At 52.8% G+C, this 22,813-nt stretch carries 18 protein-coding genes and 3 pseudogenes; all 21 read left to right on the top strand.

The annotated features are described in order from the left end of the window. The first annotated feature begins 24 nt into the window (after positions 1 to 24). The 21 genes and pseudogenes from SD71_RS18145 (at position 25) to SD71_RS26325 (ending at position 22,555) form a co-directional block, all read left to right on the top strand. Complete coding sequence (locus tag SD71_RS18145) at positions 25 to 1,074, top strand: Gfo/Idh/MocA family protein (protein WP_041066385.1); 1,050 nt, start codon at positions 25 to 27, stop codon at positions 1,072 to 1,074. A 99-nt stretch (positions 1,075 to 1,173) separates the two neighbouring features. Next, positions 1,174 to 2,010, top strand: a complete 837-nt coding sequence (locus SD71_RS18140) for a sugar phosphate isomerase/epimerase family protein (protein WP_041066382.1) — start codon at positions 1,174 to 1,176, stop codon at positions 2,008 to 2,010. Between the two features lie 51 nt (positions 2,011 to 2,061). Then, the gene (locus SD71_RS18135; protein WP_041066379.1) at positions 2,062 to 3,198 is read left to right on the top strand and encodes a Gfo/Idh/MocA family protein; all 1,137 of its coding nucleotides are present in this window, start codon (positions 2,062 to 2,064) and stop codon (positions 3,196 to 3,198) included. 169 nt (positions 3,199 to 3,367) lie between these two features. After that, on the top strand, positions 3,368 to 4,570 hold the full coding sequence (locus tag SD71_RS18130) for an ROK family transcriptional regulator (protein WP_052476380.1): 1,203 nt from the start codon (positions 3,368 to 3,370) through the stop codon (positions 4,568 to 4,570). A gap of 174 nt (positions 4,571 to 4,744) precedes the next feature. Continuing rightward, on the top strand, positions 4,745 to 5,305 hold the full coding sequence (locus SD71_RS18125; RefSeq protein WP_041066376.1) for a YhcN/YlaJ family sporulation lipoprotein: 561 nt from the start codon (positions 4,745 to 4,747) through the stop codon (positions 5,303 to 5,305). Further along, positions 5,302 to 5,430: a hypothetical protein gene (locus SD71_RS25680; RefSeq protein WP_268747766.1), complete on the top strand. Its 129-nt coding sequence runs from the start codon at positions 5,302 to 5,304 to the stop codon at positions 5,428 to 5,430. Before SD71_RS18125 ends, SD71_RS25680 begins: the two co-directional genes overlap by 4 nt. Before the next feature lie 232 nt (positions 5,431 to 5,662). Next, positions 5,663 to 5,887, top strand: coding sequence for a helix-turn-helix domain-containing protein (locus SD71_RS18120; RefSeq protein WP_019422432.1), 225 nt, complete (start codon positions 5,663 to 5,665; stop codon positions 5,885 to 5,887). A gap of 87 nt (positions 5,888 to 5,974) precedes the next feature. Further along, positions 5,975 to 7,543, top strand: coding sequence for an acyl-CoA synthetase (locus SD71_RS18115; RefSeq protein WP_326998783.1), 1,569 nt, complete (start codon positions 5,975 to 5,977; stop codon positions 7,541 to 7,543). 168 nt (positions 7,544 to 7,711) lie between these two features. Continuing rightward, positions 7,712 to 10,822: a BTAD domain-containing putative transcriptional regulator gene (locus tag SD71_RS18110; protein WP_161793414.1), complete on the top strand. Its 3,111-nt coding sequence runs from the start codon at positions 7,712 to 7,714 to the stop codon at positions 10,820 to 10,822. Between the two features lie 51 nt (positions 10,823 to 10,873). After that, positions 10,874 to 12,169 (top strand): substrate-binding domain-containing protein, encoded by a 1,296-nt coding sequence (locus SD71_RS18105; RefSeq protein WP_041066364.1) that lies wholly within the window; start codon positions 10,874 to 10,876, stop codon positions 12,167 to 12,169. A gap of 15 nt (positions 12,170 to 12,184) precedes the next feature. After that, the gene (locus SD71_RS18100; RefSeq protein ID WP_041066362.1) at positions 12,185 to 12,949 is read left to right on the top strand and encodes an ABC transporter ATP-binding protein; all 765 of its coding nucleotides are present in this window, start codon (positions 12,185 to 12,187) and stop codon (positions 12,947 to 12,949) included. After that, a pseudogene (locus SD71_RS18095) lies at positions 12,936 to 13,639 on the top strand (ABC transporter ATP-binding protein). Before SD71_RS18100 ends, SD71_RS18095 begins: the two are co-directional and overlap by 14 nt. A 19-nt stretch (positions 13,640 to 13,658) precedes the next feature. Next, entirely contained in the window at positions 13,659 to 14,519 is an 861-nt protein-coding gene (locus SD71_RS18090) for a branched-chain amino acid ABC transporter permease (protein ID WP_041066360.1), read from the top strand. Positions 14,520 to 14,523: 4 nt separating this feature from the next. Next, positions 14,524 to 15,516, top strand: a complete 993-nt coding sequence (locus tag SD71_RS18085; RefSeq protein ID WP_041066358.1) for a branched-chain amino acid ABC transporter permease — start codon at positions 14,524 to 14,526, stop codon at positions 15,514 to 15,516. Beyond that, the gene (locus SD71_RS18080) at positions 15,510 to 16,532 is read left to right on the top strand and encodes a 3-oxoacyl-ACP synthase (RefSeq protein ID WP_041066356.1); all 1,023 of its coding nucleotides are present in this window, start codon (positions 15,510 to 15,512) and stop codon (positions 16,530 to 16,532) included. The genes SD71_RS18085 and SD71_RS18080 overlap by 7 nt, the downstream gene beginning before the upstream one ends. Before the next feature lie 5 nt (positions 16,533 to 16,537). Then, complete coding sequence (locus SD71_RS26045; protein WP_326998782.1) at positions 16,538 to 16,981, top strand: alpha/beta fold hydrolase; 444 nt, start codon at positions 16,538 to 16,540, stop codon at positions 16,979 to 16,981. Positions 16,982 to 16,995: 14 nt separating this feature from the next. After that, positions 16,996 to 17,460 carry an alpha/beta fold hydrolase gene (locus SD71_RS26040; protein WP_326998781.1) on the top strand — a complete coding sequence of 155 codons (465 nt, stop codon included), beginning with the start codon at positions 16,996 to 16,998 and terminating at the stop codon, positions 17,458 to 17,460. Next, a complete protein-coding gene (fabG, locus tag SD71_RS18070; protein WP_041066354.1) occupies positions 17,444 to 18,187 on the top strand; it encodes a 3-oxoacyl-ACP reductase FabG in 744 nt (247 codons plus the stop codon). The genes SD71_RS26040 and fabG overlap by 17 nt, the downstream gene beginning before the upstream one ends. Positions 18,188 to 18,237: 50 nt before the next feature. Continuing rightward, positions 18,238 to 19,559, top strand: a pseudogene (gene rpoN / locus SD71_RS18065) (RNA polymerase factor sigma-54). Positions 19,560 to 19,593: 34 nt separating this feature from the next. Beyond that, positions 19,594 to 20,715, top strand: a complete 1,122-nt coding sequence (gene prpC, locus SD71_RS18060) for a bifunctional 2-methylcitrate synthase/citrate synthase (protein WP_041066352.1) — start codon at positions 19,594 to 19,596, stop codon at positions 20,713 to 20,715. 171 nt (positions 20,716 to 20,886) lie between these two features. Further along, positions 20,887 to 22,555: pseudogene (locus SD71_RS26325) on the top strand (sigma 54-interacting transcriptional regulator). Positions 22,556 to 22,813: the final 258 nt, after the last annotated feature.

Below are 22,813 nucleotides of genomic sequence, written 5' to 3'. Positions count from 1 at the left end.
TTATTCATTAGGAGGAAATACAATATGAGCGCACAACCATTAAAAGTGATTCAAGTCGGCATCGGAGCATGGGGTTACAGCTGGATTCCGGTCATCATCGATTCCCCGGACTGGGAACTGGTGGCGGTCGTCGACCTGAACAAAGACCAGCTCGCCAAAGCGTCCGCTGAGTATGACATCCCGGCAGAACGCACCTTCACGTCCCTGAGTGATGCGCTGAAAGTCGTACAAGCGGACGCCGCAGTCGTTACGACGCCTCCGCAATTCCACGCTCCTGTTGTCAATGAAGCGTTGGAGCTGGGCCTGCATGCGATCGTTGAAAAACCCCTCGCAGACACGGTCGAAGCTTCCAAATCCATGATTGAAACTTCCAAGCGCACGGGTAAGTTCCTGATGGTCAGCCAAAACTACCGTTTCAAAAGAGCGACCCGCACCGTCCGCGAAGTCATCAAATCCGGCGTCATCGGCAAAGTGGGCAACATCTTCATCAACTTCCATAAGGCTCCCGTGTTCGACGGTTACAGAAGCACGATGGACGAGCCGGTCATCACTGACATGTCCATTCACCACTTCGACCAGATTCGCAGTGTAACCGGTCTGAATCCGGTAAGTGTAACTGCCGCCAGCTGGAATCCGGAATGGAGCTGGTTCAAAGGCAACGCGGTCGCTCAAGTCCGCTTCGAGTTGTCGAACGGCACGCGCGTGCTTTACAACGCAAATTGGGTTTCGACCGGTTCCACGACGACGTGGGACGGAGATTGGAACATCCAAGGCTCGGAAGGCGAAGTTTACTGGTCGAACAACAAAGTTGTCGTCCGTACGAACGACCTCTACAAAACGGTCTTCATGAAAGGAGCCGTCGAAGTCAACGGAGAGCTGCACTACGATCTCGTTCACATGGATTTCGAAGAGCGTCTGGGCAGCTTGCACGAATTCGCGGAAGCGATCCGCGAAAACCGCCAGCCGGAAACGGCGGGCGAAGACAATCTGTACAGCGTATCCATGGTACTCGGCGCTTTGGAATCCATCCGTACGGGCAAAGAAGTATCCATTAAACAACTGCTTGGCGAATAAGGCAGCATAAGAGTCGGCCGATCGGTCCTTATTCGGTTCCCGCTTGATCCGCGGCGTCCCGGATAAGGACCGTCATTTAAACTGGAGGAGGCAAAAGTTATGTACCGCTACAGTGCGACACAATGGATTTTCGGAAATGAAAGCTTGGAAACGAGCCTGCAACGACTGAAGAAATACGGCTATGACGGCGTCGAGCTCGCTGCAGAGCCCTATACGACGGATATTGAAGCAACCCGCAAGCTGCTGGATCAATATGGACTCATCGTCACCTCGCTCTGCGGCATATATACCCGGGAACGCGATCTGGCATCCCCGAATGCGGAAATCCGCGCTAAAGCGGTGCAGTATGTGAAGGACTCGGTCGATATGGCAGCGGCGCTCGGCGCAACCCACGTGATCGTGGTGCCGAATGCAGTGGGCAGGACGAATACGGAATCCACTCGCGCCGAAGAATGGGTGCATGCGGTAAACGGCATCCGGGAAGCTGGACAATACGCGGCGACGAAGAATATCAACCTCGCCATCGAGGCCATCAACCGTTTTGAAGCCTATCTGGCGATCAACCTGACGACGGCCTTGCAGCTCGTCGAAGAGGTCAATCTCCCGAGCGTCAAATTGATGGCCGACGCCTTCCACATGAATATCGAAGAACGGGACGAGGTCGCCATTTTGAAAAAAATCGCGCCTTACCTCATTCACGTTCATATCGCAGACAACACGCGTGAGGCGGCAGGCATGGGCAATACCGATTTCGAAGCCATTCTGCGTACGCTTAAGGAGATCAACTATCAAGGTCCGCTGACGATGGAGTTCATGCCGCCGGTCGGCGATACGTATACGATTGCGGAACAGGGCGGTTCCGAGGAGCTGTTCGATCAGTACACCGAGCGATCCATCCAAGAAATGAAGAGAATCGTCGCCAAACTGAACGGATAAAGAAACAGACCGAGAGCAAGTACTTGATAGAGAGTAAGGAGGAGAACCTGGATGGACAACATCAAAGTCGGCATCATCGGTACCGGGTTTTCCGCGGCTTCCCATATTGAGGCTTTGCGCAGAATTCCGTTCGTGGAAGTGGCCGCTGTATGCGGCAGCAACGCGGACAAAGGACGCGTCTTCGCCGAGTCGATGGGCGTTCCCGTTTCCTATGGCTCTGCCGCCGAGCTGATTGCCGATCCGGACATTCAAGCGGTTCACAACTGCACGCCGAATGCGCTTCATTATGAACTGAACAAAATGGTACTTCTCGCGGGCAAGCACTTGATGTCAGAGAAGCCGCTTGCGCTGAACAGTGAACAATCCGCCGAGCTGGCAGAGATCGCGGGAAAAGTGGGAGTGGTCAGCGGTGTATCGTTTAACTACCGGCATTTCCCAATGGTTTGCCAAACCAAGGAACTGCTGGAGTCCGGCGGCGGTCGCAACGTGAGTCTCGTATACGGCGGCTACCTTCAGGACTGGCTGTCGCTTAAAACCGATTACAGCTGGCGCCTCGATGAGGAGAAGAACGGAATTTCACGGGCGATTGCCGACATCGGCTCACATTGGTGCGATACAATCCAATATGTGCTGGGCAAGAAAATCACCAAGGTGTTTGCAGATTTGAAGACGGTACATCCGATTCGCAAAAAGCCTAGAACCACGATGAACACCTTCGGAAGCAGCGATCACGCAGATCGTGAAGACGTGAAAGTAGGCACGGAGGATTACGGCAGCGTGCTGATCCATCTGGAAGACGGTGTACAAGGCGTTTTCACCGTTTCTCAAGTATCGTCCGGCCGCAAAAACCGCCTGTTCTACGAGATTGTCGCGGACGGCGCAACTTATGCTTGGGACCAGGAGAAACCGAATGATCTGTGGGTAGGCAGAAGAGACCGGGCTAACGAACAGCTTGTGCGGGATCCCGGCTTACTTGACCCGAAAGCCGCCGCGTTGGCCCACTATCCCGGCGGTCATCAAGAGGGCTGGCCGGACGGCTTGAAAAACTTGTGCATCGACTTCTACACGGCCGTGCAGAACAAGCAGCACGAGCCGACATTCGCTTCAATGGACGACGGCCATCGCATCATGCGATTGATCGAAGCCATTATGGAAAGCCACCGCACCGAGAAATGGGTTCATATATAGAAGGTAGACTAAAATCCTGGGGAACTCTCCTCAGGATTTTGTTATGGAGGCGCCGACTCTCTCATTTCTATCGATTGCAATCAACTTGTTGCAATGATAGTATTTTGTTGACCTCGAAAGATAGACTTTCATTTCCAGTAGAGAAAGCGGTGCGGTAAGCGTGCTACCCATGACGGCTGAAATCCTTCAAATCATAAGAAGAGCGGGTCGACCGCTTTCCAAAAAGGATATTTCGCTCGCCTCCGGCTTATCGATATCCGGGGTGGTTGAACATGTCGATCGTCTGATTGACACCGGTCTGCTCGTGAACACCAGCATCGGTCAATCCAGCGGCGGGAGAAAACCCCGGTTATATGCGTTTAATAAGGATGCAGGCTGTCTCGTTTCGATCGACATGGAGACGGACCACGCCAAGATAGCGATTACAGATTTTGATTGTAATATCCTGATCGACGGCAGCTGTTCGTTCGATATTTTATGCGGGCCAGAGAGCGTGTTGCTCAGCATTAAGGACCAGGTTGTCGAACTGCTCAACAAAATCAAGGTGGATAAGAACGCCGTCAAAGGAATCGGTATCGGCATCCCCGATGTCGTTGATTTTGCCGAGGGCTTGCTTGTTTCTCCCCTCTTGATGCCGGGCTGGGACCGTTATCCGATTCGCGACTTCTGGTCCGGACACTTGGACTGCCCCTGTTACGTCGATAATGATGTGAACATCATCGCGCTGGGCGAATATGCGAAAGGCCTGAATTTTCAAGTTGCGAATATGATCGTGGTCAAAGTAGGTACGGGCATCGGTGCGGGTATCATTTGCAACGGAAAGCTGTATCGCGGATCGGATGGAAGCGCCGGTGACCTGGGGCATTTTGATATGGGGATAGACGTTACGTGCTGGTGCGGCAACCGCGGATGCCTGGAGGCAGCCGCCGGAGGCAAAGCGATCGTCGCCAAAGCCAAGGAAGCCACGCTCTCGGGACGCAGCGTATATTTGAAAGATGTGCTCGCGAAGAAAGATCAAATCACACTGCAGGATATCGCATACGGGATCCAGCGTTTGGATGGCTTGTCCATTGAACTGATCCGCGAGAGCAGCGTATTGACAGGCCGCGCTGTGGCGTCGATCGTCAACTTCATCAATCCGGAATTGGTTTTGGTTGCCGGCGCGTATCCCGAATTTGACGACACGATGCTGGCGTCGGTCAGGCAAGGCGTTTACCAGCGGTCTCTTCCGCTTGCCACACGCAATTTGTTGATCAAGAAGTCGGTGCTGGGGCATCAAGCCGGGCTGATCGGCGCCGCATATATGACGGTAGAGCGGTTGATACTGGGCAGCATCAACGACGAGGAAGATGCGGTCATTGCTGCCAATTGAAAGCCCTTTCCCATGGAAGGGGCTTTGATTTATCACGCATAATTATGCAATTCCGACACCGCACATAAGCGTTAACAAAGCGCGAATTGGAACAATCTGCATAACTGCCCCCCTGCAAGCGCAATCTATATTCTGGCGGAGATTACCGTACTCGTATAGAAGGGGGTTCAATTCGTGCGTAAAGGCTTGATGATAAGCTCCATGCTGCTCGGCGCAGCTCTTGTACTGTCCGGTTGCGGGAATAATGGTGACAACAACGTACAGCCGAATGCGAACGGTGCGGACGGCGTTGGGACGAACAATTACCGGAGGCAGAATACGGACGGGAACGGGAAGAACGGTAACAATAATAATTCCCGGATGGAGATGAGCGACCGCATTGCCGATCAGTTAGTTAAGCTGCCGGGCGTCGATGCGGCTTATGTCATGATGACCGACCGGAACGCTTATGTGGCCATAGTGCAAAGCCGTAATGGCGCGAATGGCAGCGGCAATCAGGGCAGAAGCAGCGCTAAAAGCGGTAATGGCAAAAGCCGCAGCAACAGCGCGAACAGCGGTAACGGAACCGGCGGATCGGATGTGGCTGCAGACTTGAAGGATCGGATCGCGAATCGCGTGAAATCCATGTCGCCGTCGATTGAGAATGTATATGTAACCGCGAATCCGGATTTTGTCACACGTATGAAGTCTTATGCACAAGATATCGCTAACGGTCACCCGCTCAGAGGCTCATGAATGAGTTTAACGCGCTCGTGCAGCGTATTTTCCCCGAAGCGTCCGGTGCGAATGGCGGGGACAATGACAGGGCAGGCACGAAAGGCGGTTCCCGAACATCAGGCATCGGCGGCCTGAACGACTGAGTAATATCTTTAAAGGATTGTCTGAGCAGATTTGCCGGGCAGTCCTTTTTTCATGCAACTGTATCCCGGTATAAATCCGCATTCACACCGATTGCAAATGCGTATTTTTTCTCCTCCCCTGCCCATTTTCCTAGTCCTCCGCACCACCGGAAAAAGCCTTTCATATGATAAAGTTGACTGTATCCCACACCTTGTATTCACTACATTCCCGGGCAAGGAGGGGTGACACACGTTGAAAGGCAGCGACCACAAGAGCAAATTCCTTCTCACGAATCGGGAGCGCGAAGTCTTCGAACTGCTCGTGCAGGACAAGACGACCCGCGACATTGCGCAGCAATTGTTTATCAGCGAGAAAACGGTCCGCAACCATATCTCCAATGTGATGCAAAAGCTGAATGTCAAAGGTCGTTCGCAAGCGGTTGTCGAGCTTATCAAGCTCGGGGAGTTAAAGATTTAGGCACAGAAAGTTATTGACGCCGTAACGGCTGGCGCAGGCCTTCTTTTTCGCTAACTGGCAGGGTTAGCGGGGAGAAGGTTTTTTGACGTGGCTGTCTCCTGTAACCGATTTGTAACCGGCGCATTGTTTACTAGAAGCAGCCGGACACTGGAGGGAATAGAGAGAGTGGACTGCATGGTGAACTGGTTTGAGAAAAGATGCTTGTTGGCACCCGATCATATTGCGATTATAGACGGCGACACAGGAGAAAGATGGAGCTACCGGGAAGCGGAGATCAGGGCTTGCAGAGTCGCCGGTTATTTACAGTCCCACGGTGTGGCCAAAGGCGATCGGGTCGCGCTTCTGTCCCGTAATGATGTCTGTTATTTTGATTTGCTGTTCGCCTGCGGTAAACTGGGCGCTATTTTCGTACCGCTTAATTGGCGGTTGTCGGCAAACGAACTGCGATATATTCTGGACGACTGCACGCCTAAAGCAGTCGTCATCCATGATGACATGCAGACCTTATGGGATGGCGAGGCCTCCCCGTACAAGGTTATCAGCATAAGCGACGCTGAGTACGAGGCAGCGTTGCAATCCGATATCAGCCCGGCCGTTACAGAGCAGGTTCATTCCTCGGATCCCTTTGCCATCATCTACACAGGGGGCACTACCGGCAAGCCGAAAGGCGTGGTGCTCTCTCACGCCTCGATTTTCTGGAACAGTGTCAATACCGTTTTAAGCTGGAATCTGACATCGAATGACATCACACCGACTTATATGCCGATGTTTCATACCGGCGGATTAAATGCGCTGTCGCTGCCTGTTCTTCAGATCGGCGGCACGGTCATCGTGTCGAAAGCTTTCGATGCGGACAAAACGATAGAGCTGATCAATCGGGAGCACTGTACGATCATCCTGCTGGTACCGACGATGTATCACATGCTTATCAAATCGCCTTTGTTCGCGGCCACGGACTTCCCCGCGATGCATACGTTCTTGTCGGGCGGCGCACCTTGTCCGCATACGGTGTATCAGGCATTTGTCGCCAAAGGGCTGAATTTCAAAGAAGGCTACGGCCTCACAGAGGCGGGGCCGAACAATTTTTATATTCATCCTGAGATGGCTGCGATCAAGATCGGTTCTGTCGGCAAGCCGATGATACTCAATGACATTAAGATTACGGACAGCGAGGGAGAAGAAACGAAACCGGGAGAAGTCGGGGAAATCATGCTGCGCGGCGGTCATTTGTTCGAGTCCTATTGGCGTCTTCCCGAAGCTACCGCACAGGCCTTTACGGACGGCTGGCTTCACACCGGAGACCTTGGGAGAAAGGACGAGGACGGTTATTTTTACATCATGGGACGGAAAAAGGATATGATCATCACCGGCGGAGAAAACGTATATCCGCTGGAGGTGGAGCATCTGATCCGGCAGCACCCGTCGGTGAAGGAAGCGGTAGTCGTCGGACTGCCGGATGACAAATGGGGAGAGGTCGTTGCGGCTGTTGTCGTTACGCTGGAAGGAAGCGAGTTGGATGAGGAGCAGCTGAGAGAATATTGCGCCTGCTCGATCGGAAAGTACAAAGTGCCTAAAAAATTTTTCTATGTCGATGAACTCCCCAAGACCCCGGTCGGTAAAATAGATATCAATCGGATCGTACAGAGTTACAGTTAACACAGGGTTAACCTGGAAACTATCATTTTATGATATTATATTGGAAAAATTGGTAATCGGGGTGAGATGATGAGAGCTGGAAACACCATCTTCAGATCCAAGTTGACCCCTCCTCAGATCAAGGACCACATTTTGCTCCGATCTGTGTTGATCAAGAAACTGAAGCGCATGCCGCAGTATAGAATGACGCTTGTCCATGCTGAGCCCGGATACGGGAAAACGACGGCTTTATGTTCTTTTTTTCGTTCGGAAAGAACCGACGTATGCTGGTATTCGGCGGATGAACACGACGGTGAGCTGCCGCGTTTCTTAACGTATGTGGTGGAAGCGATCCGTACCCTGCATCCCGGCTTCGGTGATGTGATAAATAGCGACGATGTTTTCGTTTTGTGTGAGAGTGTAGTGAACGAGCTTATTTCCCTTCCCGGCCACACGACGTTAGTCATTGACGATTACCAATTGGTCGGCCATACGCCTGCAATCGATTTGTTCATGCAGCACCTGGTCCAGCGTCTGCCGGCGAACGTTCATGTCGTATTATCAGGACGCACCGTGCCGAATTGGAGCTTCATGACGGCAATGAAGGTGAAAGGAGAACTTCTGGACATCGGCCGGAGCGATCTGGCGTTCTCGGAGGAAGAAATCGAGGTCCTGTTCGCCGACTATTACGATTATCCGCTTCAGCCGGAGACGGCCAAGGAAATATTCCGCACAACGGAAGGCTGGGCGGTTGCCGTTCAATTTATTTGGCAGCGCTTACTCTATATCAATGGCGACATTGCTTCGATCTTCAGCAGCCAAACGGAAACGATGGAAGATTTGTTCCGTTTTTTGGCGTTGGAAGTGCTCGACAAGCAGCCTCCGGAGATTCAAACCTTTTTGGAGCAAACAAGTATTCTGGAACATTTCGACGGCAGCTGCTGTGATCAATTGTTCGGAATGCGGGAATCCAAGACGATATTGGAGAACCTGTCCGGCCAAAACGTATTTCTCATACATAGCGGTGAAAGGAACTATCGGTATCACCCTTTATTCCGGGAGTTCCTGGTTCGGCAGCTGCAAAAGAAACCCGGAAGCTACACCGAATTGCAGCGGAAAGCGGCGTCATACTTCGAGTCTAACGACCAGATCGAGAACGCGCTGAATCACCTTCACGCTGCCGATGAATGGGATGATTATGCGCGTCTCTTGAACGTATTCGGCAGAAATATGATCGACAACGGGCAGCTGGAAAAGCTGCGCGGCAACATCGACCGCATCCCGAAGCGGTTTAAAGATGAGTATTTCATGCTGTGGATTTATGAAGGGGACATTTATCGGTATCGCAGCGTATATGACACAGCAATCGACTGTTATCTGAAAGGCGAGAAGCTTGCGGAAGTTGCCGGAGACTCACTGAGCGAAAGCCTCGGTCTGGAAGGGCAGGCCAGAATTTATTTGGACACGATCCAACCCGGCAAGGCGGAAACGCTGCTTGCACGGGCCATCGCTATTTTGGAAGCGATGATGCCGCCCCCTCAAGATCATTTGATCCGCATTTACAGCTTGATGGCCGAAAATCTCGTGAACCTGGGGCGGGCGGCGGATGCGGAGCTGTGGTACGAGCGCTGTCGCAGCCTCCGGACCGATTTTCAGGAAGAGCTGCTTGAAGCCAGACTGCATCTGCGCACGGGGAGATTGAAGCAGTCCAAACAAATGATGGAAGCGAGCCGCAGGCTCGAGAGCGCGCAGGGCGTCCTGCAGCTGCCCCGGTCACACCGGGAAACCGACATTTTGCTTTCGCTGATCGAGTCGATGCTGGGCAATCCGGAGGAGGCCAAACGTCTTGCTCAATCCGGCTTGATGCAGGGCATTCACTTGAATGCGCCGTTCGTCGAGGCGTGCGGGTGGATGCGCATGGGGCATGCGGCTCAGCTTCTGCCGAAATATGATTTTGCCGTGTCCCTGCAGTGCTATCAGACCTCGCTCGAAATGATGGAAAGATTGAATGTGTCCAGAGGCAGGGCGGAACCTCTTCTCGGCTTATGTCTGCTTTACGGCCGGGAGGGTTCGTACGATATGGCGATGCAATACGGCCGTGACGCTCTTTCGGAGACCGAGAAAGTGAAAGACGAGTGGCTCTCGACGCTCATTCGCTCGGCCATGGGAATCGCCGCGTTTTACGGGGGCCACTGCTTGGAAGCCGGCTTGATATTTGGAGACTGTCTGGAACGGTATATGCGCTGCGGCGACAGCTACGGGGCGACCGTTACGTTACTCTGGCAGACGATGATCGCCTATCAGGAGGACAAGGAAGATCAGTTCCGATTTTTCATGGACCGTTTTCTCAGAATGGCCCAAACCGGCAATTACGAATTTCTCATTCAAAGACGGACGCTGGCCGGACCGCGCAATATGTACCAGCTGGCTCCCTTATTGATCGAGGCGCAAACCAAGGAGATTCAGCCTCACTATGTGAATTATTTGTTGACCGGACTCGGCATGGAGCACATGACTTATCATCCCGGTTATGCGCTGCGCATCGAGACGCTGGGCGGTTTCCAAGTCTGGCTGGGAGATAAGGCGATCGTCGAAAAGGATTGGCAGCGCGGAAAAGCAAAGGAGCTGTTTCAGCTGCTTGCATGCAAAAGACAGCAGCTTATGTCCAAGGACGAAATCATTTCGCTGCTGTTCCGCGAATTGGACGAGAAATCCGCCAATCGCGATTTTAAAGTCGCGCTCAATGCCTTGAATACGACACTCGAACCGCAGCGGCGCGCAAGATCGACACCTTTTTTTATTCTCCGCCACGGAAGCTCTTACGGCTTGAATCTGGCTTCCGGATTGGAGCTGGATACCGTGGAATTCGAAAGCTGGATCCGGGCGGGCTTGGAGGAACAGGATCCGCAGAAAGCGGCTGCGTTCCTTGACAAAGGCCTGAAGCTGTACAAAGGAGATTACCTGCCGGACCGCCAGTACGAAGATTGGAGCGCGGACGAACGGGAACGGCTGCAGTCGCTGTTTCTCCGGGCTGCCGAACGCATGGCCAAGCTGGACATGGAAGCGGGGCGCTATGAACAAGCCATCAACTGGTGCGAGAAAATTCTCGAAAAGGACTCATGCAGCGAAGAGGCCTACCGGCTGCTGATGCGGTGTCATTACAAAATGAACAACCGGAGCCAGGCGTTAAAATGGTATCAAAAATGCTGCAAGGTGCTGGAACGCGAGCTTGGCGTAAAACCGATGATCCAGACGACGCACCTGTATGAATCGCTACAGTCGGATGTAACTCATTTGTAACTGTTCCCCGTTATGATGAGGATATCTTGAATAAAGGGGGCTCTCTTTACAATGTTACGGAATAAACTCATCCGCGGCGCCGGCGCGTCCGTGCTAGCTGCAGTACTTGTCCTTACAGCAGCTTGCGGCAACGGCGGCAATAACGCAGCAAGCAGCGGCAATTCAAACACGCCGTCTTCCTCGCCTTCATCTTCGGCATCCGCTTCACAGCCGGTTGAAAGCGCTTCAGCCGATAAGGATCCGATTAAGGTCGGAGTACTCGCATCCTTGACCGGTGCGCTCGAAAGCTACGGCAAGCAAACCGTCAACGGGTTCGAGCTCGGGCTTGATTTCGCGACGGACGGCAAGAAAGAAGTGAACGGGCGTGCGATTGAGTTTATCGTGGAAGACACGGAGACGAAATCCGACGTTGCGATCCAGAAAGCGACCAAGCTTCTGGAAGAGGACAAAGTCGACTTCCTGGTCGGTTCCTCCAGCTCCGCCGATACGCTGGCCGTGCTGCCGCTTGCGCTCGAATACAAAAAAGTGATGGTCGTCGAGCCTGCCGTAGCAGACAGCATCACCGGCGCCAGCTGGAACAAATACATTTTCCGCACCGGGAGAAATTCGTCGCAAGATGCTGTGGCAGGAGCAGCGGCAATCGCCAAACAAGGTGTGAAGATCGCCACATTCGCGCCGGACAGCGCATTCGGGCGGGACGGCATTGCGGCCTTCAAGCCTACGGCCGAGAAGCTCGGCGCAACGATCGTGACCGAGCAATACGCGGATCCCAAAGCGACGGATTTCACCGCGAACATCCAGAAAATTATTTCCGCCAAGCCTGACTATCTGTTCGTCGTATGGGCAGGAGCGAACTCCCCTTGGAAGCAGCTGCAGGATATGAAAGTACAGGATCAGGGGATCAAGATCTCCACCGGTGCTCCCGATATTCCAGCACTGAAAACCATGAACGATCTCGTCGGTATGGAGGGCTTCAGCGTTTACTACCACACCCTTCCGCAGAACGATATCAACAAATGGCTGGTAGAGGAGCATAAGAAGCGTTTCGGCGGGCAGGTGCCGGACCTCTTTACCCCAGGCGGCATGACGGCTGCCATCGCCATTGTGGAAGCGCTAAAGAAAACCGGCGGCGATACGGACACGGATAAACTCATTCAGACCATGGAAGGCATGACGTTCGATACTCCGAAAGGGCAGATGAAATTCCGGCCCGAGGACCATCAAGCGCTTCAAACCTTGTACGCGATCAAGTTGGAGAAGCAGGACGGTTTCGATTATCCCGTTCCGGTTCTGGTACGCGAACTGACGATGGATGAGACCGCGCCGCCGATTATGAACAATAAATAGCAGAAAGGTGATCTTATGGAGTCTATCTTGGAAACCCGTGACTTGACGGTCGTTTTCGGCGGCCATGCCGCTGTGAACGGCGTCGATCTCACAGTTCCACGAAACCATTTCCAGTCGATCATCGGGCCGAACGGTGCTGGAAAAACGACCTTGTTCAATCTGATCAGCGGGCAGCTTCGTCCTTCCAAAGGCAGTATCCTATTCAAGGGGACAGATATCACACGTCTGTCCCCTCCTCTCCGTACGAGGATGGGCATGGGGCGCTCCTTTCAGATTACGAACGTGTTTCCGAATCTGACCGTGCTTGAGAACGTGCGGTTGGCGGTGCAATCCAGGTCCGGTGTGCGCTATAACTTCTTCTCCGCATTGTCCAGGTTCGATTGGATGAGGGAAGAAGCTTTTTCACTGCTCGAGACCGTCATGCTGGACAAGAAGAGCGATTCGCCGGCCAAGAGCCTTGCTCACGGTGAACAGCGCAAGCTGGAGATCGCCATGCTGCTGGCGTTGAAATCGGACCTGCTGCTTTTTGACGAGCCGACGGCCGGAATTTCGGTAGAAGAAGTGCCGGCAATTCTGGATGTCATTCGCCGAATCAAAGCAGAAGGCGGCAGAACGATCTTGCTCATCGAACACAAGATGGAGATGGTGCTCGATTTATCCGACAGCGTCACCGTCCTGTTTAACGGCAAATTCCTCGCTAACGGCTCTCCTAAGGAAATTATGGATAACGAGCTGGTCCAATCCGCTTATCTGGGAGGGCATTACGATGACGCTTCTTAAAGTGGACCGGATTCAGACGTATATCGAGCAGTTTCATATTTTGCAGGGAGTCTCTTTTGAAGTTCCGAAGGGTGAAATAACGGTCCTGTTCGGCCGCAACGGCGCAGGCAAGACGACGACGCTTCGTTCGATCATGGGATTAAATCCGATCAAGGACGGTCAGGTGACGTTCAAAGGCGAAAGTATCGGGCGCTGCCAACCTATGAAATTGCGAAAAAAGGAATCGGGTACGTGCCCGAAGATCAGGGGATTTTCCATGATCTGACCGTGGAAGAGAACATGCGTATTTCGATCCGTAAAGCGAACGAGGCCGCCATGACTAAGCAGGAGTGGATTCTCAATCTGTTTCCCGACTTGAAGACCTATTGGCACCGTAAGAGCGGTAATTTGAGCGGGGGGCAGAAGCAGATGCTTGCTATTGCCAGAGCCTACGTGAACGATAATGAGCTGCTGCTGATTGATGAGCCGAGTAAGGGGCTCGCTCCGATCGTGGTAGAGAACGTCATGAAGTCGATCGAACAGATGAAGCTAAATACGACGGTGCTGCTGGTCGAACAGAACTTTTTTATGGCGAGCACGATCGGCGACCGGTTCTATATTGTGGACGAGGGACGCATCGTTCATCACGGCGCGATGAAAGAATTGAAAGAGGATAAGGAGTCAAGGCAGAAATATCTCGGAATTGCCTGACAAACGGGAGGAAGCCTCTGTGGATATCGTTGTAAATCTTCTGTTGAACGGGCTTGCCACGGGAATGCTCATTTTCCTGCTCGCTGCGGGCTTGACATTGATATTCGGCTTGATGGACGTCCTTAATTTCAGCCACGGCGGTTTGTTCGCTTGGGGCGCGTATGCCGGTGTATGGATGTTTGCTTTGACAGGAAGCTTTCTGGCGTCGATCGCCGGCGCTGTTATCGCGGGGGTCGTCATCGGTTACATCATGGAACGCTGGATCATTCGACCCGTATACGGAAATCATCTGCAGCAAATTCTGGTGACGATGGGCGTCATGCTGGTCCTCGGAGAGCTGTTAAAAGTGTTCTGGGGCCCGAATACGATCAATGCGCCCGTTCCCTCCTATCTGTCCGGAAGCTGGCAAATCGGAGGCGTCATTCTAATCAAATATCGTCTTTTCATCATCATAGTCGGTTTGATCGTATACCTGGCGCTGCATTTCCTGCTGAATCGGACGAAGCTCGGTTTGGTCGTCAGGGCGGGTGTCATGAACAAGGAGATGATTCAGGCGCTGGGCTACAACATCAAGCGGATTTTCACCCTCGTCTTTGTATTGGGGGCGGGAATGGCCGCGTTAGGAGGCGTACTTTTCGCTCCTTATTCCGGTGCGGTTTTTTCCGAAATGGGCCTGCAATTCGCCATACTTGCGTTTATCGTAGTCGTTATCGGGGGCATGGGCAGTGTCAAAGGATCCGCATTGGCATCGTTGCTCGTCGGACTTTCCGGAGCGTTCATGGCCTACTATTTGCCGGATTTATCGCTCGCGGTGAACATGCTGCTTATGGTCTTCGTGCTGCTCGTCAAACCGTCGGGATTATTCGGGATAAAGGGGTGAGGTCATGAACTTGTTACGGCTCAGATGGACCATTTTGCCCGTTGCGGTCGTGCTTCTGCTCCTCTCATTTCCGGAGTTGAACGATTCCCGCAGTCTCCTGATTCTTCTGACCAAAATATTTATCTATGCCGTCTTTGCCATGAGCTATGATTTGCTTTTAGGTTATACGGGGATCGTGTCGTTCGGTCATGCCATGTTTTTCGGAATCGGTGCATATTCAGTGGGCATTGGGATGGATGTGTGGAAAAATTCGTTAGGCACGTTGCTGCTGTCCGTCTTGATCGGTGTTGTTGCGGCGGCAGTGGTCAGCTATTTCGTTGGCATACTTTCTTTAAGGCTCAAGAGTCATTTCTATGCGATGCTGACGCTGGCTTTTTCCGGATTATTCGTCGTCGCCGCTGAGAAAATGAGGTCCGTCACGAACGGCGCCGACGGTTTTCCTTTCGCCGTTCCGGAGTTTTTCATGGATCGCACGAACTTTTACTATATTTCATTTGTGTTTATGATCGTCGTTTTCCTGCTGCTGCGGCGTTTCACGCGCTCCCCGGTCGGGAAAGTGCTTCAAGCCATCCGTGAGAATGAGCAGCGTACGCAATCCCTGGGTTATGAGGTGGTTCATTATAAAATCATTGCCAGCGTCGTTGCCGGAGTAGCTGCGGCTTTGAGCGGTTCGATGTATGCGATCACCCTTAGGTTCGTAAATACGACGGTATTCACAATGGATATCACCATCATGGCGCTGTTGATGACGATTATCGGGGGCGTAGGCACGTTGTACGGCGGAATCATCGGCGCGGCGCTTATCGAATACGCGCATGAGCTGCTGACGAGCTTGGCTAAAGTTCATCCCATTTTCGAACGGTGGATTATTTTCTTCGGACTGCTCTATATCATTGTCGTTATGATTTTCCCGATGGGAATCGTCGGCACGATCAAGAGATGGCAAACCCATAGAAAAGCTGCGGCTCTTGGAAAAAGGGAGGGCTTGCCGTGGTAGCGGCGCAAGCGGTCTCGGTCGGTATTGTCGGAACGGGCGTCTACTTGCCGGATACGTACATGACGAGCGCACAGTTAAGCGAAGCCTCCGGAATTCCGCAGCAAGTCATCGAACAGAAGATGGGTATCGTTCGCAAGCCCGTACCCGGAGACGGTGATCACAGCTGTGAAATGGGTATTCGCGCGGCCCGTGCGGCTCTGGCGAGCACAGGCATTTCGCCGCTGGATATCGATCTGGTCATCTACATCGGTGAGGAGTATAAGGAATATCCCGTATGGACGGCGGCGCTGAAGCTTCAGCAAGAAGTCGGAGCTGTCCGCGCATGGGGATTCGATGCCGCGCTTCGCTGCGGCACGACGATTATGGCGCTGAAGGTGGCCAAAAGCATGATGCTCGCGGATGACTCCATCCGGACTGTCCTGCTGGCGGGCGGCTACCGGAACGTTGATCTGATCGATTACCGTAATCCGAATACGCGTTTCATGTTAAATCTTGCAGCTGGCGGAGGCGCCATGATCTTGCAAAGAGGATACGCTAAAAATCAACTGCTCGAAAGCCATCTCATTACCGACGGCTCTTTTTCCGAAGATGTCATTGTGTGCGCCGGTGGGACGAAGCAGCCGCTCACTCCGGAAGCGCTGGCCCTGAGGCTGAACTACTTCGACGTGCCGGACCCGGAAGGAATGAAGGAGCGGCTGGAGCGCAAGTCCATGGACAATTTCCTCCAGGTCGTACGCGAGGCCGTCGCCAAAAGCGGGTACTCCGTGGAGGACATTAATTACTTAGCCATTCTTCACATGAAAAAGTCGGCACATGATTATGTATTAAATGAGCTCGGTCTGAGACCGGAGCAATCGATCTATCTTCGGGATTACGGCCACGTCGGACAAATCGATCAGATTTTAAGCTTGGAGCTGGGGGTTGAGCAAGGCAAAATCAATAGCGGGGACCTCGTCGTCTTGGTGAGTGCGGGAATCGGTTATGCCTGGGGTGCGACCGCAATCAAATGGGGGTAAATGGGATGAGCGACATTCAGTTGAAATCGGTACTGTTATCGAACCAAGAAACGATGGGCTACAGGGAGCGTGAAGGCGGAGACGAAGTGATCCTTTTGGTGCACGGGAATATGACTTCCTCGAAGCATTGGGACGTCGTCATGGAAAACCTGGATTCGCGGTTCAAAGTCTACGCCGTTGACATGAGAGGGTTCGGCATTTCAACCTACCACAATCGGATTCGGGATCTGGCGGATTTTACCGCAGACCTCAAATTGTTCACCGATGCTATGGGTCTTACCTCCTTCCATCTGGCCGGCTGGTCCACCGGGGGCGGTGTGTGTATGCAGTATGCCGCGGACTATCCGGAGCAAGTGAAAAAGCTCATCCTGATGGCTTCCATGTCTACGCGCGGATACCCTTATTATAAATTTGGCGCGACGGGCTGCCCGACATCAGTCGAAGACTGACCACGCGGGAAGAGATGCTCGCGCTGCCGCTGACCCAGACCGTTTCCGCAGCCGAAGCGCGCAGAGACAGGGAGTTTGTGCGCGCCATGTTCGACGCGGGTGTCTATAACATCAACAAGCCTTCGGAAGATCGTTATGACGCTTATCTGGACGACATCTTGACGCAGAGAAATCTCGCGGATGTGTACCACGGATTAAATATCTTTAACATCAGCGACGTGGACAACGAGGCGGCGGACGGTACCGGAGCGATCAAGCGGATTACGGCTCCGACCCTTGTTATCCAAGGTCGGGATGACCTTGTCATCACCGAGCAGATGAGGCGTGAGCTTCTCGAAGATTTAGGAACGCTTGCCACGCCGGTTGTATTCGAGAACTGCGGACATTCCCCCATTGTCGACAATTTGCCCGGATTGCTGAAGCATATGGAGGACTTTATTAAAGCTCAAGCGGAGGAACCTAATGAGATTGCAGGATAAAGTCGCGCTTATAACGGGCGGAGCGAATGGAATCGGGCGGGAAACCGCCTTTTTGTTTGTCCGGGAAGGCGCCAAGGTTTGCATCGCCGATTTCGATGAAGTTTCAGGCGGAGCAGCAGAAGAGGAGTTAAACAGGCTCAGTCCCGGAAGTGCAATGTTCGTACAAGTGGATGTATCCAGTGCTGAAAGTGTGGAGCATATGGTGTCTTCGGCTGTGGCACAATGGGGTGTGCTCGACATTCTTATCAATAATGCCGGCATCACGCAGGACGCTATGCTGACGAAGATGTCGGTGGACCAATGGCACAAGGTCATAGACGTGAATCTGAACGGTGTATTTTACTGTACCAAGTTTGCTGCACCGCATATGGTTCAAAGAGGGAAGGGCAAAATCATCAACACCTCTTCGATCGTCGGCGTTCACGGCAACGTCGGGCAAACGAATTACGCCGCAACGAAGGCCGGCGTGATCGGCATGACCAAAACCTGGGCCAAGGAATTGGGCCATAAAGGAATTAATGTGAATGCCGTGGCCCCAGGGTTTGTCGACACGGGCATGGTCGCCAAGGTGCCGGAAAAGGTGCTTCAGCTGATGCTGGACAAAGTTCCGCTTCACCGCCTGGGTAAGCCTGCGGATATAGCGAAGGCGTACCTGTATCTTGCGTCGGACGACTCGGACTATGTGAATGGGACGGTACTTGAGGTCAATGGAGGTCTGGTCATCTGATACAATTACCATTATAATCTAATTGAAAGCGCAATCATTAAATCACAGGTGTGATCTCCTTGAATCCAAGAGTGCAGTTAGCGGCTAAACAAACGGTTAATTTGAGAATGAACGGCCAAATCAAACAGTCTCTCCAAATGCTGCAGCTGTCCAGCTGTGATTTGACTGCGATGATTCGGGAAGAAGTGAATGACAATCCGCTGCTCGAACTTGAAGCGGTGCCGGACTTCTCTATGCGCAGAACAAGCCGGATTTCCAATTCCGTGCGGCATGCCGATGCTTTGTACGCTCATCGCAGCGACCGCCACGAAACTTTGGAAAGCGCACTCATCGGACAAATCGGCGTTCTGCCTTTACAACCGGCCGTTCGCAGAGCTGCGGAATTTTTAGCGGGCTGCGTCAATGAGGCCGGTTATTTGACTGTTTCGGTAGAAGAGCTAGCGCCCACCTGAAATTGACGGCTGCGGTCGTCGAAGAGGCGCTGACAGCCGTTCAATCATTGGATCCGGCGGGCGTTGGCGCCAGGAGTCTAAGCGAATGTCTCCAGCTGCAAATTCAAAGGCGTGAGAACCCGCTGCCATGGGCTTTGGAGATCGTAAGGGATCATCTGGAGGATTTAGCCAAAGGCAGATTCAACATAATTGCCAAAGCGATCGGTGCGGAGGAGGCTGATGTAAGGAAGGTATATCCTTATTTGCGGGAATTCCATCCGCGGCCCGGCATGGCGTTCGGACCAGGGGACAACCCGCACGTGATACCGGACGCCGCCGTTCGGATGGATCCGGACGGGCCTGCTATCCTCGTTAACGATGCTGTTATTCCCAAATTGTCCGTCAACCAGGATTTCTACAAGCTCGTGAAAGGCATGGGCGACCGGACGGCTCTTACCTATTTGCTGGAGAAGCTGAAATCCGCACAGTCCGTTATTCGCGGACTTGATCAGCGCAAGGCAACCCTTGCCAAAGTCATACAGGCCCTCATGCAAGAGCAGCGGCAGTTTTTACACGGAGGAGTCGAAGCGATCGTTCCTCTGACAATGAAAGAGCTGGCAGACAAGCTGGAGATGCATGAGTCTACCGTCAGCAGAGCCGTTCACAACAAATACATCAGCACGCCGCACGGGACGTTCGAATTGAAATTCTTTTTTTCGTCCGGCCTTCAGCGTCAGGATGGGGAAGTCGATTCCAGCATAAAGATTAAAGCAAGAATCAAAGAAATCGTTCTAAGTGAGAGCAAGTTGCGTCCCTATTCCGATCAAAGAATCGTGGAAATTTTGGCCGCCGAAAAAGTGCGGTTATCCCGCCGTACGGTGACCAAATACCGGGAGGAGCTTAATATCTTGCCGACGTTTTTGCGCAAAAACAGATCGTAAAGCCAAATTGTAATCGAGAAACGGAGGAGAAGCAGTGACAGCGATCAAATCAGGCGGTTTAGCAGGAATTGTTGCGGGGCAGACAGCAATTGCGACGGTAGGCAAGGAAGGGAAGGGCCTAAATTACAGGGGGTTTTCCATTGCCGATCTGGAGCGGAATTCCACGTTCGAAGAGACGGCTTACTTGCTGATCTACGGCAGATTGCCTACCGAGGAAGAGCTGAACGGCTACAGATCGCAGCTGCAGAAGCAGCGCGGCTTGCCGGAGCCGCTCAAAACGGTGCTCGAGCAATTGCCGATCCATTCGCATCCGATGGACGTCATGCGTACGGGATGTTCGGCTCTGGGCGCGATGGAGCCGGAAGCGCCGGGCCGCACGCAGCAGGATGTGGCCAACCGGCTCATCGCTTGCTTCGGTTCCATTTTGCTGTATTGGTATCATTTTCAGACATCGGGCAAAAGAATCGACACGGAAACGGACGATCCGAGCATTGCAGGTCACTTTCTACATTTGCTGCATGGTGTCAAGCCGACGCCGCTGCATGAGAAAGTGATGGACGTGTCGCTGATTTTGTATGCCGAACATGAATTCAATGCGTCCACATTCGCCTCCCGTGTTACGGCCTCCACGATGTCCGATTTTTATTCTGCAATGACTACAGGCATCGGTACGCTGCGTGGTCCTCTCCACGGCGGCGCGAATGAAGCGGCAATGGAGCTCATCCAGCGATTCGAAACGCCGGAAGAAGCGGAAGCAGGCATTATGAGAATGCTGGACGAGAAGCAGCTGATCATGGGTTTCGGTCATCGGGTGTATTCCGTGTCCGATCCTCGCTCCGACATCATCAAGGAATGGTCCAGAAAGCTGTCGGAAGAAGCGGGTGACATGAAGCTGTATCGCATTTCGGAGAGTATCGAAGCCGTTATGCGGCGGGAGAAGAAGCTGTTCCCGAATCTCGATTTTTACAGCGCTTCCGCTTATCATCTGATGGGCATTCCTACGCTCATGTTCACGCCGATCTTCGTCATTTCCCGCACGAGCGGCTGGGCGGCCCACGTTATCGAACAGCGCGCCAACAATAGAATCATTCGGCCCGGCGCTGATTACATCGGTCCCGAGCCGGCGCCATGGATTCCAATTTCGCAGCGGGCTTAAGCCCCAGCCACGGTTCATGTGAACCGTGGTTTTTCTTTGCATATGCAGAGGGATTGGGTTAAATTTGTCGAATTTGCTAGGGCAGAAGACAACAACCAGAGGTGCTGAGGGGGTGCTCCGGGTTTGAAGATCAGGTATGAGGATTACAGATGGGACGAAATTATCGACTCCATCTATAACGGCGTTATTGTGATCGACCGGCAGGGATCTGTGGTGTTATGCAATCCGCCGGGCTGCGATTTAATCGGGCTTCCCAAGGAACGTATCATCGGAAAGCATATCAATGATGTTGTGGGAGATTCCTTGCTGTTCAAAGTGGTGCAAGACGGGATTACGAGGCCGAATCAGCAGCAGCGGATTAACGACCGATTGGTGATTGCGAACCGTTCTCCGATCTATAACGACGGCACCGTTATCGGTGCGGTCTCTATTTTTCAGGACATTACGGAATTGAAGACGATGGTCTCCCAGCTCGATATGAAAGAAAAAGAGATCAATCAGTTCAAAGAAGTGTTCGAGCTCGTTTACGACGGCATAATCATGGTGGACGAGAATGCGCGCGTGACCATGATCAATCAGTCTTACTGCGATTTCCTTGGGGTGAACCACAGCGAATCCATCGGCAAGCACGTAACGGAAGTCATTGAAAATACCCGGCTGCATGTTGTTTTGAAGACCGGCCAAGCGGAGATCGGATCCGTCATGAAGGTCAAGGACCGCGACATCGTGGTCATGCGGCTTCCGATCAAGAAGGACGGGAAAGTTGTCGGCGCGATCGGGAAAGTGATGTTCACCGATCTTCACGATCTCAAAACGCTGGCACAGCGTTTGAATGTTATGGAAAGCAAGCTTGATTACTACAAGAACGAGCTGAAGCGCGCTCACGGATCGAAATATTCCTTCGAACAAATTATCGGGGAACACGAGAAAATGAAGGAAGCGAAAGATCTGGCTCTCAAAGTTGCCGCGAGCAGGTCGACCGTGTTGATACGCGGGGAGAGCGGTACCGGGAAAGAGCTGTTTGCGCATGCGATTCACAGTGTGAGCCACCGGAGCGAAGGGCCGTTTATTCGCGTCAATTGCGCGGCGATCCCCGCGGAGCTGATGGAGGCGGAGCTGTTCGGATACGAGGAAGGCGCGTTCACAGGGGCGAAAAAGGGCGGCAAGCTGGGAAAATCGAATTGGCGCAAGGCGGCACATTGTTCCTCGACGAGATCGGCGATATGCCTCTGACCATGCAAGTCAAGCTGCTTCGCACGCTTCAAGAGAAGGAAATAGAGCGGATAGGCGGGATGGTGATCAAGCAGGTAGACATTCGTGTGATTGCCGCAACCCATCGGCCGCTGGAAGAAATGGTCAAGCGGGGAGAATTCCGCGAGGATTTGTACTACCGGCTGAATGTCTTTCACATTACGACCCCGCCATTGCGTGAACGGGGGAAAGACATCTTACGACTGCTCATTTCATTTTGGCAAAATTCAATGAGGAATTGGGGAAAAGCATCAGAGGATTCCATCCCGACGTGGAAGCGTTTCTGATGCGGCACACCTGGCCGGGCAACGTAAGAGAGCTGCAAAATGTCCTGGAACGCTCCATACATCTGGCCGACGGTGATGAGCTCGGCATGGAGGATCTGCCCCCGATTTTGACGGAGGAGATCGAAAGCGAAAGCAGCAGGGCCCAACCGAACCTGTTGGAAAAAGAACTGGAGAAGACCGAATTGCGGGTGATCAAACAAGTGTTGAAGGAATGCGGCGGAAACCGTAACAAAACGGCGAAGCTGCTCGGCATTCATCGCGCAAGCCTGTATCGCAAGCTCGAGAAGCACAGGTTGTTGTGAGGTTTACGACCGTTGGCGGCTGCTGGAGATCGTACAAAAATTGGACTAACGGCGGCGTGCGGAACGAGTTTCTGCGGGAGATAGCACAAAAATTAGACTAACGGCGGCGTGCGCGAAGAGTTTCTGCAGGAAGTCGTATAAAAATTAGACTAACGGCGGTGTGGGGAATGTGTTTCTGCAGGAGATCGTACATGAATTAGACTAACGGCAGCGGACGGGACGAGTTTCTGCAGGAGATCGTACATGAATTAGACTAAC

Origin of the sequence: Cohnella kolymensis, from assembly GCF_000829465.1 — a bacterium.
Lineage (GTDB): Bacteria > Bacillota > Bacilli > Paenibacillales > Paenibacillaceae > Cohnella > Cohnella kolymensis.
Note: the sequence above shows the minus strand (reverse complement) of the source record. Positions and strands in the feature narration are given on the sequence as shown.